General features: G+C 31.5%; 13 protein-coding genes. 11 read left to right on the forward strand and 2 right to left on the reverse strand.

Translation table 11 applies throughout. The features are described 5' to 3' along the window. Positions 1–648, forward strand: a complete 648-nt coding sequence (locus tag QNK89_RS00605; protein ID WP_340168996.1) for an alpha/beta hydrolase-fold protein — start codon at positions 1–3, stop codon at positions 646–648. Here the strand turns inward: QNK89_RS00605 and QNK89_RS00610 are convergent. Next, positions 645–1,145 carry a hydrolase gene (locus tag QNK89_RS00610; RefSeq protein WP_340168998.1) on the reverse strand — a complete coding sequence of 167 codons (501 nt, stop codon included), beginning with the start codon at positions 1,143–1,145 and terminating at the stop codon, positions 645–647. The genes QNK89_RS00605 and QNK89_RS00610 overlap by 4 nt on opposite strands. Before the next feature lie 37 nt (positions 1,146–1,182). After that, positions 1,183–1,944: an MBL fold metallo-hydrolase gene (locus QNK89_RS00615; RefSeq protein ID WP_340169000.1), complete on the reverse strand. Its 762-nt coding sequence runs from the start codon at positions 1,942–1,944 to the stop codon at positions 1,183–1,185. Positions 1,945–2,037: 93 nt separating this feature from the next. Here QNK89_RS00615 and QNK89_RS00620 point away from each other — a divergent pair, with 93 nt between their 5' ends. The 10 genes from QNK89_RS00620 (at position 2,038) to QNK89_RS00665 (ending at position 12,702) form a co-directional block, all read left to right on the forward strand. After that, positions 2,038–3,489: a TonB-dependent receptor gene (locus QNK89_RS00620; protein WP_340169002.1), complete on the forward strand. Its 1,452-nt coding sequence runs from the start codon at positions 2,038–2,040 to the stop codon at positions 3,487–3,489. 118 nt (positions 3,490–3,607) lie between these two features. After that, the gene (locus tag QNK89_RS00625) at positions 3,608–4,015 is read left to right on the forward strand and encodes a hypothetical protein (RefSeq protein WP_340169004.1); all 408 of its coding nucleotides are present in this window, start codon (positions 3,608–3,610) and stop codon (positions 4,013–4,015) included. 153 nt (positions 4,016–4,168) lie between these two features. Next, positions 4,169–4,390 (forward strand): hypothetical protein, encoded by a 222-nt coding sequence (locus tag QNK89_RS00630; protein WP_340169006.1) that lies wholly within the window; start codon positions 4,169–4,171, stop codon positions 4,388–4,390. Positions 4,391–4,537: 147 nt separating this feature from the next. Then, positions 4,538–6,367: a Xaa-Pro dipeptidyl-peptidase gene (locus QNK89_RS00635; RefSeq protein WP_340169020.1), complete on the forward strand. Its 1,830-nt coding sequence runs from the start codon at positions 4,538–4,540 to the stop codon at positions 6,365–6,367. Between the two features lie 193 nt (positions 6,368–6,560). After that, positions 6,561–7,058: a carboxypeptidase-like regulatory domain-containing protein gene (locus tag QNK89_RS00640; RefSeq protein ID WP_340169008.1), complete on the forward strand. Its 498-nt coding sequence runs from the start codon at positions 6,561–6,563 to the stop codon at positions 7,056–7,058. A gap of 12 nt (positions 7,059–7,070) precedes the next feature. Beyond that, positions 7,071–7,406: a hypothetical protein gene (locus QNK89_RS00645; RefSeq protein WP_340169010.1), complete on the forward strand. Its 336-nt coding sequence runs from the start codon at positions 7,071–7,073 to the stop codon at positions 7,404–7,406. A 25-nt stretch (positions 7,407–7,431) separates the two neighbouring features. Next, complete coding sequence (locus tag QNK89_RS00650; protein ID WP_340169012.1) at positions 7,432–7,944, forward strand: hypothetical protein; 513 nt, start codon at positions 7,432–7,434, stop codon at positions 7,942–7,944. Positions 7,945–8,153: 209 nt separating this feature from the next. Next, entirely contained in the window at positions 8,154–9,389 is a 1,236-nt protein-coding gene (locus QNK89_RS00655) for a DEAD/DEAH box helicase (protein WP_340169014.1), read from the forward strand. Positions 9,390–9,407: 18 nt separating this feature from the next. After that, complete coding sequence (locus tag QNK89_RS00660) at positions 9,408–10,385, forward strand: hypothetical protein (RefSeq protein ID WP_340169016.1); 978 nt, start codon at positions 9,408–9,410, stop codon at positions 10,383–10,385. Between the two features lie 97 nt (positions 10,386–10,482). After that, positions 10,483–12,702 carry a RelA/SpoT family protein gene (locus QNK89_RS00665; RefSeq protein WP_340169018.1) on the forward strand — a complete coding sequence of 740 codons (2,220 nt, stop codon included), beginning with the start codon at positions 10,483–10,485 and terminating at the stop codon, positions 12,700–12,702. Positions 12,703–12,998: the final 296 nt, after the last annotated feature.

Below are 12,998 nucleotides of genomic sequence, written 5' to 3' on the forward strand. Positions count from 1 at the left end.
ATGGCAGATTTATCTTTATTTCACGTCATTCGTGAATCGTCTTTAAAAGACAATGCGCCTCTTCTTATTTTATTTCATGGTTATGGTAGTGATGAAAACGACCTATTCTCTTTTGCTACAGAATTACCAGAGGAATTGTTTATAGTTTCGGCAAGAGCACCTTATGCTATGCAACCATATGGTAACGCTTGGTATGCGATCAATTTTGATGCAGATAAAGACAAATGGAGCGATAATGAGCAAGCAAAAGCATCACGAGACATAACAGCTACATTTATAGACGAAGTAATCGCTAAATACCCTATAAATAAAGACAGTGTTTCACTATTAGGCTTTAGTCAAGGTACTATTTTAAGTTATGCAGTAGCTCTCTCTTATCCTGAAAAAATTAATAATGTGATTGCTTTAAGTGGTTATATTAATGAAGATTTATTTGAAACACAAGCAGAAGAAAACTACAAACATTTAAACTTCTATTGTTCTCATGGCTTGGTAGATCAAGTCATTCCTGTAGATTGGGCTAGAAAAACACCAGAATATCTTTCGGCTTTAAACATAAAACATCAGTATTCTGAGTTTCCGGTAGGTCATGGTGTTGCACCTCAAAATTTTTATGAATTAAAAGATTGGTTAGTAAAACTGCTTTAAAGTGGATTCAATAACGACTCTGCAACTCTAAAATTAAGTTCACCTTTATCGTTAAGCGAATACATTACTAACATTTCTCCCCAAAGTTGTCCATCGGTAAAATCGGCAATGATCCATTTATGGTTTAAAACGCGAATAGAGTTTATTATTATTTTAGTATCTGTTGTAGAAACGTAAGGTACTAATGGATGCTCTTCACCTTCGTATTCATTTTGCGAATACAAGGCATCTTTAACAGTAGTCATTAGTTTTTCTACATCGTAACCTTGATCTAAAAAATAGTCATAAGAATAGTCATTATAATCAAAACTAAATTGTGAAAGGTTGTGAATATCATCCTTTAAAACCAAAATTGAATCTTTATATTTTTGCACTAACGTTTTAGAATTTGCAACCTTTCTATTGCTATCGTCATATATTTTTTTTGAGTTTATAAACTGAAATAATAACAGTAAAACCGAAAATATAAACAGATACATAAAAATACGTTTCTTCATAATAGTAAGTTGTTAGATGGTTTAGGATTGATATTTTTTAAATTGATATTGTAAGTTCGTCATACGCTAAAAAAACGTTCTCAGGCAGTTTTTGTTGTACAGCATCATGAAAACCTAATCGATTGCTAATATGTGTTAAATATGCTCTTTTGGGTTTTAACTCTTCAATTATTGCCAAGGCTTGAGCCAAATTAAAATGCGAAATATGTTCTTCTTCTCTTAAAGCATTAAGTACCAAAATATCTAAGTTTTTAAGCTTTTGCTTTTCGGTTTCAGCTATGGTTTTCATATCTGTGAGATAGGCAAAATTGCCAAATCGATAGCCAAAAACTGGTAGTTTATAATGGAGTCCTTCAACTGGTAAGATGTCTAAGCCATGAATATTAAAAACGTCGTTTTTTATTTCATTTTCAATAAGATTAGGTACACCAGGATATTTTTCTTCAGTAGTAAAAATATAGGCAAAGCGCTTTTGTAATTGGACTAAAACACGCTGATGAGCATAAATATTAATATCGCCTTGTTTAAAAAAAAACGGACGAATATCATCCAATCCAGCAGTATGGTCTGCATGTTCATGTGTAAACAAAATAGCATCTATTCGCTCAGGATTTGCACGTAACATTTGCTGTCTAAAATCTGGACCACAATCTACCAGAAATGTGTAGTGCTCCCACTCTACTAATATAGAAACACGTAAACGTTTATCTTTATCATTACTACTCAAACAAACAGGATGTGTACTCCCAATTACTGGTATACCTTGGGATGTTCCTGTACCTAAAAATGTAATTTTCAAAACTTGTTATATTTCTCACAAAAGTAAGTTATTTTTTTTGTTTGCTTTACTTATTTGGTACCTTTGTAATGCAGATAATTCAATGCATAAACTATGGAAATTACACTAAAAGGAGATAAGGATATAGAATCTATTCCTTCGTTAAAAGACAAAGCGCTTCGTATTAATTTAAACGAAAACATTTATGGTACATTTTCAGAGATAGGTGCTGGACAAGAAACTGTTCGCCAGTTTTTTAGAGCAGGAGGAGGTTCTGGAACCATAGCAAAAGCAATGTCTGCTTACGATAAAGATTTTAGTGATGCCATTTATGGTATTGAAGACGATAAGCGTTACGTTACAGAAGCACGTTTACGTAAAATGCTAGATCATGAAATAAATTTAACAGAGCAACGTATAACTAGAGACAAGCATCCTAATAAGATGTTTTTTAGTTATGCCAATACAGTTGCTACTATAGATTTTGCAAAAAAGTACAAAGGACACGGTTGGGTTGGTATTAAGTATCAAGTAGATGCAAATCAAGAATATAACGAGATTGTTTTACATATTCGTTTTAAAGAAAACGATGCACGTTTGCAACAAGAAACATTAGGGAAACTTGGCACTAACCTTATTTATGGTGCGTTTTATAAGCACAACCAACCAAGAAAATTACTGCGTTATTTATACGATCATTTAGACAAAGACCAATTAGAAATAGATACCATTAATTTCTCTGGTCCAGTTTTTGAAAACGTAGATAACCGTTTAATGAGTTTACAATTGGTTAAAAACGGAATGACAGATGCTGTCATGTTTGCTCCAGATGGCAATAACGTTTTACCAGCAAGAGTACTTTACAAACGTAATATTTTAACACTTCGTGGAAGTTTTAGGCCTGTTACAAAAGTAAATATGGACATGTATAAAAAATCTTTAGACATGTTCTTAAAAGAAAACAAAGTAGACGAAGAAAAAACACAAGTTATTTTCGAAATCACACTTTCAAATCTACGTGCAGAAGGAGAAATAGACGAGCAAGATTTTATGGATCGTGCAAAACTATTATGCTCTTTAGGTCAAACCGTTTTAATTTCTAATTTTCAAGAATACTACAAATTAGTAGAATACTTCTCTCAATATTCTAAAGCTAGAATGGGCTTAGCAATGGGAGTAAACAATTTAATAGACATTTTCGACGAGAAATACTACAGACAATTAAGTGGTGGTATTTTAGAAGCCTTTGGTAAACTCTTTTTCAAAGATTTAAGAGTATACTTATACCCAATGGAAAACGAAGATGGTACATTAACAACAAGCGATAATTTAAAAGTGTATCCACGTATGAAAGAGCTTTACAAGTTCTTTAAATATAATGGAAAAGTTGTAGACATCACAGATTACGATCCAGAAACTCTAACAATATTCTCAAGAAAAGTACTAAGTATGATTGCCAAAGGTGAAGACGGATGGCAAGGTATGTTACCAGAAGGTGTAAGTAAACTTATTATGGAAAAAAGCTTATTTGGTTGCGAGACAGAAGAAGTTACTAATAGAGAGTAAACTTTTAATAGTGGTTTTTTTTACAGGACAACAGTAAATAAAAGTACTATATGGTGTGTTTTTTCGTGATATTGTCAATGAAAATTCACTAAATAAACAGTTACCATTTACACTGAAAATGAAACGCCTTATTTTAATATTTGCTATACTACTATTGGTTAGTTGTCAAACAGACACGAAACTGTTTGATGATATAATTAAAGTGGCAGCATTCGACAGAGTCTATAAACCAACCTTGATTCAATCAGGAAAAGAGAATGGATATCTTGAGCCTACTTTAGAATATAGTCTTTTTAAAATCGACTCCTTGGCTTTTCAAGATCTAGAAAACTCAATTGCTACAAGCGAATGGTTTAAAAAAGGTCGCTACTATTTAAACATTGAATTAGATGAGTATTTATATCCAAACAACCTAGATATAATGTCTAAATACTCAATTTTTGAAAATCACTATGATAAAACTTATCAACTCTATTTACTGTCAGACAAAAAACTTTTGCCATATGTAAAGTCAATCATTAAATAAAAAAAGTATTAGTCAACATCACAATATAAAAATATAACACCACTAAAAATCAGGTTTTAAAACCTCAATATTCTAAGCATTTCAATTAATATCAAATACACTTAGGTAATATCTAATCTTATTTTAATTATATTACAAGAATAAACCATAATTATGAAATTAAACTTATTGTCTTGTGATGCTCAAAGGCCAGATAAAAGAGCAATAGCTAAATGTATTACAGAGATTTCGAATATTAACCAATCTTTATCAAACGAACTTACAGCTATTCTTTTAGAAGGAGACGCTGTAGATATTGAAGTAACAGACAAAAACTCTGGATCTGCTCTTAGAGCCTTAAGAAAGCTAAGTATCGATTACGAGATTTTAGATTAAACTACTTATGACTATTAATGTACTAATCACCGCATTTGAAGTCACCAAAAACTTGTTTTTAAACTTTACAATTCCCTTAACACAACTTCATTTTTCTATTTCCAAAAAATAACTAACATGTATCAACAAATTTCACAAGCAGTTATCATGATAAAAAAACACAGTGTACTAGGTTTATTTTCAATCTTATTTTTAATAGTAACTTCTGGTTTTGCACAAAACAAAACCGTTCCTGTTTTCGAAAACGGAGAAGCACAAATAGTCGAAGGCTTTACTAATCCACAAGATTGGATAAGACATGATTTATGGGTAGAAACCAATTTCGACACAGACGAAGATGGTAAACCAGATCGCATGCATGTTTCGGTTACAAGACCAAAACAAACAGATACAGAAGACTTAAAACTACCAGTAATATACGTTACAAGTCCATATTTTGCTGGAGTAGCAGCAGATCTTCCTGGTGTTATGTGGGAAGTTGAACACGAACTTGGAGACATAGGTAAAGTGCGTGTACATCCAGAAGTGACACGTCGTGGTGAAAGACCAATTATCTCTAATTCGCACCTTAGAAAATGGGTGCCAAGAGGCTATATAGTAGTTCACTCCTCTTCGCCTGGTACAGGATTGTCTGATGGAGCACCAACTATTGGTGGCCTAAATGAAGCATTAGCACCAAAAACAGTAGTAGAATGGTTATGTGGTAAAGCAACAGGTTTTACAGAAAGAGAAGGTAACGAACCAGTAACTGCATTTTGGTCTACAGGAAAAGTAGGAATGACAGGAACATCTTATAACGGAACATTACCATTAGCTGCAGCAACAACTGGTGTAGAAGGCCTAGAAGCTATTATTCCAATTGCACCTAACACATCATCATATCATTATTACCGTTCTAATGGGTTAGTAAGATCTCCAGGTGGATATTTAGGAGAAGATATTGATGTGCTTTACGATTTTGTACATAGTGGTGCAGAAGACAAACGTCCAGGAAATAACAAACGCGTAAGAGATACCGAAATGAAAAATGGTATGGATAGACAAACAGGAGATTTAAACGACTTTTGGAACGATCGTGATTACCTAAATCAAATGGCTCCAATGAAAGCTGCTCTATTAATGTCTCATGGTTTTAACGATTGGAACGTTATGCCAGAACACAGTAATCGTATTTACCAAAAGGCAAAAGAAATGGGCTTACCAACACAGCTATATTATCACCAATTTGGACATGGAGGACCTCCACCAATGACAATGATGAACAGATGGTTTACACGTTATTTACATGGTATAGAAAATGGTGTTGAAAAAGACAAACAAGCATGGATTGTAAGAGAAAATGATAAGACGGATCAACCTACACCATATGATGCATATCCAAATCCAGAAGCTAAAAATGTAACCTTTTACTTAAATAAAGGTGGTAATAGCCTTGGTGATTTAACGACTAAAAAGAATAAAAAACAAAAAACAGAAACTTTGGTTGACAATTTTAATATCTCTGGTAAAGAGCACGCTCAAGCTTCAAACTCTAATAATAGGCTATTGTATGCTACACCAAAATTAAAAACAGAACTACATATATCTGGAGAAAGCGAAATAACTGTTAGTTTATCTAGCAGTAAAGCAGCTGCTAATCTTTCTATAATGCTTGTCTCGTTACCTTATGAGGATGATGCTAAAGTATTAACAGACAATATTATTACTCGTGGTTGGGCAGACCCTCAAAACCATAAATCACTAAGAGAAAGTGAGCCTTTAAAACCTGGTAAGTTTTATGATGTCACTTTTAAATTACAACCAGACGATCAAATTATTCGTACTGGACAACAAATAGGATTAGTTATTTTTTCTAGCGATAAAGAGTTTACATTACATCCAAAACCAGGAACAGAGTTAACAGTTAACTTAGACAAAACAAGTTTAACATTACCTGTTGTTGGAGGATTAGAAGCTGTAAAGATAGCAACAGACTAATATTTTTTAAAAAATCAACAAAAAAACCACATCGAAATTAAAATTTTGATGTGGTTTTTTGTTTTTTAAAAATAGAGTAATTCATTACAACTACCTTTTCACTCATCGAAAAGTGGCCCACACTAATTCTTGTTATTATAAAGCGTATTAGATTTCTATGTTTGAAGTATATTAATACATAAAAACTAGTACCATGAAAAATCAATTTAATTTAAAAGTCGAAAAGGCAGATTACAGCCAAAAAAAATCAATTAAAAAAATACCTAAAGCTAAAAATAAACTTAGCATCTTAAGTAGCTTTGGTTTAGCTTGCCTTACCTTTTTTGCATTTGCTACAGTGCAAGCGCAAGACACAAATAACAGTTCTCAATCTACTGCTCAAGAGTCATTTGTTATTAAAGGAAAAGTATTAGATGAATTTGATCCAATACCAGGAGTAAATATTGTTTTAGAAGGAACAGATATTGGAACTGTAACCGATTTTGAGGGTAACTTCGAGTTCCCAAAAAAATTATCTAAAGGAGATGTAATAATCTTTAGTTACGTTGGTTTAGAATCTGAAAAAGTAGTAATAGAAAATGAAGATTCTGCTTCAAACATTCCATTAAGTATAAACTTAAAATTAGATCCTATTATTATAATGGGAGAAGTAGCAGTAAAAGAAGTTTACAAATCTAAAAGAAATAATTAAAAATCAATTGTTATGAAAAACATGATCCTTTTAGTATTTATATTCCTGTTCAATAGTGCTATTGCTCAAATTTCAGATTTCGAGACTATAGATTTTACTATTGCAGATAATGTTGTGATGCTTAATAAAGGAGCAAGTTTATCTAACTTGCCTGTTCTAGCTTATAAGCTTACTAACAAACTACCAACAAAGATCGAAAAATTTAGAGCTATATATACATGGGTTTGTAATAATATTGAAGGAGACCATTACCAACATGAAAAGGTGAACAAAAAAAGAAATAAATTTAAAAATGACAGTATAGGTATCTTAAAATGGAATAACAAATACAAAAAAAACAGCGCTTAAAGCATTAATAGAGCAAAAGAAAACAATGTGTACTGGCTATGCTTATTTAATAAAAGAGCTATGCTATTTTGCAAATATAGAGTCGAAAATTATAGATGGTTACGGTCGCTCAATAATTTCTAATATAGAAAAATTAGACAAACCTAATCATTCCTGGAATGCAGTAAAATTAGATAACAAATGGTATTTATGCGATGCAACTTGGTCGAGTGGCTTTACTTCTGCAGAAAAGATTTTTGTAACAGAATATAACGATGGCTATTTTTTAACAGACCCAATATTATTTGCTAAAAATCATTATCCGTTAGAAAAAAAGTGGCTTCTTAATACCACTTTAATAACATCAAATTTTAATGCTCCTCCTCTGGTTTATGGAGAAACATTTAAACACAAAATACTACCTGTAACTCCAGAAAAAATCGACATTACTATTAAAAAGGAAGAGGTTGTAACTTTTAGTTTTAAATCATTAAAAAATGCAAATAAAGAAGAGGTTTCTTTAGTTGAGTATACAAGAAATAATGAACATGCATTTTAAATCTTAAAAACGAAAACGGAATAACTACTTTTAAATATCAATTTAAACACAAAGGCTTTTACGATGTGCATCTAAAAATAAATAATGATATAGTTGCTACTTAGACTATAGAAGTAACAAAAAGTTAATTTATGTTTAAGGCACATAATAGTTTTTAAATAAAATAAAAAGCGTGTTAAAAAAACTACCTTTGCAGTAAATATTCATTCATGTCATTTAAAGATCTAAAACTTAATAGACCACTACTTCGTGCAGTTGCCGAAAAAGGCTACGACAACCCAACACTTATTCAAGAACGTACTATTCCGTTAGTTTTAAACAAAAAAGATGTCATTGCTTCAGCTCAAACTGGAACTGGTAAAACAGCAGCCTTTGCGCTTCCAATTTTACAGTTATTATACGACAAGCAAGATTCAGGAAAGAGTCAAAAAAAAGTGCATGCTTTAATAATTAGTCCTACTCGTGAACTAGCCATACAGATTCAAGAAAATTTCGAGGAATATGCAACACACACCAACTTAAAATCTACAGTTGTTTTTGGTGGTGCTTCTATAGAGCCACAAAAAGACATTCTAAAAAAAGGTGTAGATATTTTAATTGCAACGCCAGGACGCTTACTAGATTTACACAAACAAGATCTTGTAAACTTAGATTATGTAGAAACTTTAGTATTGGACGAAGCAGATTTAATGCTTGACATGGGTTTTATAGACGATGTAAATAAAATTGAACGTTTATGCCCAAAAGAGAAACAAACGCTATTATTCTCTGCAACTATGCCTTATAAAGTAGAACAATTAGCAGAAACTATTTTAAAAGCACCAAGACGAGTAGAAGTATCACAGAATTCTTCAACTTCAAAAAACGTTAACCAAGCGTTATATTATGTACCAAAGCCACAAAAAATTGAGCTTTGTCTTCATTTGCTTCGCAATACAATTAATGGCAGGATTATTATTTTTCGTCGCACAAAATATGGTGTAGATAAATTAGAACAAACACTACTTAAAAATAATTATAAAGCAGACAGTATTCATGGCGATAAAAGCCAAACCTTAAGGCAAGAAGCCTTAAATAATTTCAAAAAAAATAAAGTAGATATACTAATTGCAACAGATGTTGCTGCTCGTGGAATAGATATAGACGATGTTGATGCAGTTATAAATTTCGATTTACCAAACATATCAGAAACCTATGTACATAGAATTGGTAGAACTGCAAGAGCTGGAAATACAGGTACAGCATACTCGTTTTGCTCTGCAGACGAAAAAGAATATGTAAAAAGCATACAACAACTTATTAACTTACAGTTAGATGTTGTTGAAGAGCATCCTTATCCTTTAGACCCAAAGGCTAAACCAGTTGTACATAAAAAACAAGGTTCAAAATACAAAAAGGGACGTAAAAGTGAAGCTTCAAAAAAGAAGAAAAAACGCTGGTATTAATTTTGATAATATTAAAACATGAAGAACTCACTCTACATCATACTTTTTTGCACGTTTGCCATTTGTGCTAGTTCACAAAACACAACAATAATCTCAAAAGATAAGCAACCAGTTTCTTACGCTACTATTTCTTTTGGCAATGGCAATGGACTTTTTGCAGATGATGCTGGACAGTTTTTCTTCACAAAAAAACTATATAAAGATATAGATACCTTATACGTTTCTGCTATAGGTTTTAGCGATTTAAAAATTGCTACAAACAATTTACCAGCAACAATAGTTATGCAAACAAGTATAAATACACTTGAGGAAGTATTTTTAAATAGACCAAGAGGTAAATTTAAATTAGAAAAAATAAAGCCAAAGGTTCATGAAGATTATTATAAATGTTGGCTACCAACAATAGAAAGCGAATTAGCAGTATATTTCCCTAATAATTTTACCAAAACACAGCGTGTTTCTAGTTTACAAATACCTATTAAGGTCGAGGCTAAAAACTGGGATAAACGAAAAAGGAAAACTGCAAAAAAAAGGCCATTTTCAACATTATTCAAAGTTAATTTCTATCAAAACAACAATGGTTTACCTGGTGATGTTTTAACATATTCTAATGTTGTTTTTATTGTAAACGAAAGAAGTGACAAAGTTCTTGAGGTAGACATAACAGAACACGATATCTATGTACCAAAAAATGGTTTATTTGTCTCTCTTCAAGTTTTAGGTTATACAGATAAGAAAAGAAAATTATTGCCAAATAAAAAATATCAAGAAATTAAAACAAAAAGAGGTATTGTAAAGTTCCCAACTACTTTTAGACCATTATTACCTTTTACAGACCAAATTTCAGAAAAAAGAACTTTCGTTAAACGTGTTTTTCTAGATGGCGGACAATGGGTACTTTTCGATAAACAAAATATTGAAAAATCTAACCTCCTTTTAGCTGGTTTAAACAATTACGGATTAGGCTTAAATATTGAAGTTTATAAAGAAGATTAAAACCTTCCTTTTCAACATTATTATTTATTGAAGTTACTTCTTTTAAAAAATAAAAAAACAGCTTGTACATTCATATTTAATTCTTATTTTTAATTCTATGACAGAAGTAGAAATTGAACATGAAAATGCACAAATTACAAAAGCATACAAAAACCTTTTAAAGGTTAGTTACACATCACTCTCAACAGATGATAAAAAACTAATTAGAAAAGCTTTTGAAGTAGCAGTAGATGCACACAAAACACAACGAAGAAAAAGTGGTGAAGCCTATATATTTCATCCTATAGCAGTTGCACGTATTGTAGCTTCAGAAATAGGTTTAGATGCTACTTCCATTGCTGCTGCTTTACTTCACGATGTTGTTGAAGATAGTGATGATTATTCTACAAGTGATATAGAAAATTTATTTGGTGAAACCGTTGCAAAAATTGTAGACGGTTTAACCAAAATTTCTTCTTTAAGTAAGGAGAAAGATATGAATGTTTCGCTTCAGGCAGAGAATTTTAGAAAAATGCTCTTGACCTTAAATGACGATGTAAGAGTAATTATTATAAAAATTGCCGATAGACTACACAACATGCAAACCATGGACTCCATGCGTCCAGATAAACAAGAAAAAATTGCAAGCGAAACACTTTACATTTATGCGCCTTTAGCACATAGAATTGGGCTCTATAATATTAAAACAGAACTCGAAGATTTAAGCTTAAAATATACAGAGCCCGAGATTTATAACGAAATTCTTTTAAAAACTAAAGAAAGCAAACAAGACCAAGACGCATATATTAAAGAATTTAATAACGTTATAAAGACCTCATTAGATAAAGAAAAATTAAATTATGATATAAAAGGACGTCCAAAATCTATTTTTTCAATTAAGCAAAAAATGGAAAAACAAGGTGTTTCTTATGATGAAGTTTACGATAAATTTGCTGTTAGAATAATATACAGAAGTGATGCTGAAAACGAAAAATTTCTAGCATGGAAAATATATTCTGTAGTAACAGATCACTTTAGACCAAATCCTACACGCCTTCGAGATTGGATTTCTTCTCCAAAATCTACTGGTTACGAAGCACTTCATATTACTGTAATGGGTCCTAAAGGCCGTTGGGTTGAAGTTCAAATTAGAAGTGAACGCATGAATGAAATTGCAGAAAAAGGTTATGCTGCACACTACAAGTACAAAAACAATGATGATAAGGAGGACAACCTCGATATGTGGATTAATAGGCTACAAGAAGCACTAGAAAACCATTCTACAAATGCTGTAGATTTTGTAGAACAATTTAAACTCAACCTCTACTCTAAAGAAATATTTGTATTTACACCTAAAGGCGATTTAAAATCTTTACCTAAAGGCTCTACACCATTAGATTTCGCTTTTAGTATTCATACAGAAGTAGGTATGAAAACAAGAGGAGCTAAAGTTAATGGCAAGCTAGTACCATTAAGTCATGAACTTAATAGTGGAGACCAAGTCGATATATTAGCGAGCGATAATGTAAAACCAAACCCTAACTGGCTGGATTACGCAACAACCTCTCGTGCTAGAGGTAAAATTAAATCGTTATTACGTGAAGATGAAAAAATTATTGCCGAAGATGGTAAAGAGATTTTACGCAGAAAATTAAAGCAACTTAAAATTACACTTAATGAGAAATCGGTTAACGAAATGGTTAACCACTTTAAACTTAAAACAAGTTTAGATTTGTTTTATCGTGTTGGTATTGGTTCTATTAGCAACCCAATGCTTAAAGACTATGCAGCATCTAGAAATAACGCATTAGTTAGCTTTTTAAAGAATAAAATAAACAGAAAAAACACAATCTCTAAAGAAGAGCTCGAAAAAGACGAAATTAACAGTAAATACGACATGTTGGTTTTTGGTAAAGAAGAGCAAACTCTAGATTATACATTAGCTATTTGTTGCAATCCAATTCCAGGAGATTCCGTATTTGGTTTTACTACTATAAATGAAGGTATAAAAGTTCACAAAAAAAATTGTCCAAATGCATTAAGCATGCAATCTAATTATGCTTACAGAATAATGCTAGCCAAATGGATAGATTCTAGTAAGCAAGAGTACCATGCAAACATTCTACTTTCTGGTATAGACAACTTAGGTATTGTAAATCATATTACTAAAGTAATATCAGAAAACATGCATGTAAATATGTCTAGTATAAGTTTTGAAAGTAACCATGGTATATTTTCTGGTAAAATTAATGTGAGTGTAAAAAACAAAACACTACTAAAAAAATTAATGGATAATTTGAAAAAAATTAATGGTATTGAGAAAGTGACTCGTGTTTAAAATTAAAGCAATATCAGTATGAAAATTAACTCCAAACCAATCTTGTTAATAAGTGCTTAATAACAAGTCATTCTAAGACTCAAAATCCTAGAATTACCTTAAAAAAATATGTAAATTTGTGGCTTAGATTATGAGCGCAACCACAAACACAAAAAACCAAAAGATTGTAAAAGATGTTTTTACGGTCTTTTTAGAAAGTAATGGTCATAGAAAAACACCTGAACGTTACTGTATTCTTCAAGAAAGATACAATAATAAAGAAAATGTTGAGATAGTGTCTTTTGAGATAAAAATGA

Source organism: Lacinutrix sp. (genome assembly GCF_037625555.1).
In the GTDB taxonomy this organism is placed as follows: Bacteria; Bacteroidota; Bacteroidia; order Flavobacteriales; family Flavobacteriaceae; genus Lacinutrix.

What these genes read in the sequence shown, in the direction of transcription:
- QNK89_RS00655 (WP_340169014.1), top strand. Translation starts at nt 8,154, where the DNA reads ATGTCATTTAAAGATCTAAAACTTAATAGACCACTACTTCGTGCAGTT.
- QNK89_RS00665 (WP_340169018.1), top strand. Translation starts at nt 10,483, where the DNA reads ATGACAGAAGTAGAAATTGAACATGAAAATGCACAAATTACAAAAGCA.
- QNK89_RS00620 (WP_340169002.1), top strand. Translation starts at nt 2,038, where the DNA reads ATGGAAATTACACTAAAAGGAGATAAGGATATAGAATCTATTCCTTCG.
- QNK89_RS00625 (WP_340169004.1), top strand. Translation starts at nt 3,608, where the DNA reads ATGAAACGCCTTATTTTAATATTTGCTATACTACTATTGGTTAGTTGT.
- QNK89_RS00605 (WP_340168996.1), top strand. Translation starts at nt 1, where the DNA reads ATGGCAGATTTATCTTTATTTCACGTCATTCGTGAATCGTCTTTAAAA.
- QNK89_RS00635 (WP_340169020.1), top strand. Translation starts at nt 4,538, where the DNA reads ATGATAAAAAAACACAGTGTACTAGGTTTATTTTCAATCTTATTTTTA.
- QNK89_RS00610 (WP_340168998.1), bottom strand. Translation starts at nt 1,145, where the DNA reads ATGAAGAAACGTATTTTTATGTATCTGTTTATATTTTCGGTTTTACTG.
- QNK89_RS00650 (WP_340169012.1), top strand. Translation starts at nt 7,432, where the DNA reads ATGTGTACTGGCTATGCTTATTTAATAAAAGAGCTATGCTATTTTGCA.
- QNK89_RS00645 (WP_340169010.1), top strand. Translation starts at nt 7,071, where the DNA reads ATGAAAAACATGATCCTTTTAGTATTTATATTCCTGTTCAATAGTGCT.
- QNK89_RS00640 (WP_340169008.1), top strand. Translation starts at nt 6,561, where the DNA reads ATGAAAAATCAATTTAATTTAAAAGTCGAAAAGGCAGATTACAGCCAA.
- QNK89_RS00630 (WP_340169006.1), top strand. Translation starts at nt 4,169, where the DNA reads ATGAAATTAAACTTATTGTCTTGTGATGCTCAAAGGCCAGATAAAAGA.
- QNK89_RS00660 (WP_340169016.1), top strand. Translation starts at nt 9,408, where the DNA reads ATGAAGAACTCACTCTACATCATACTTTTTTGCACGTTTGCCATTTGT.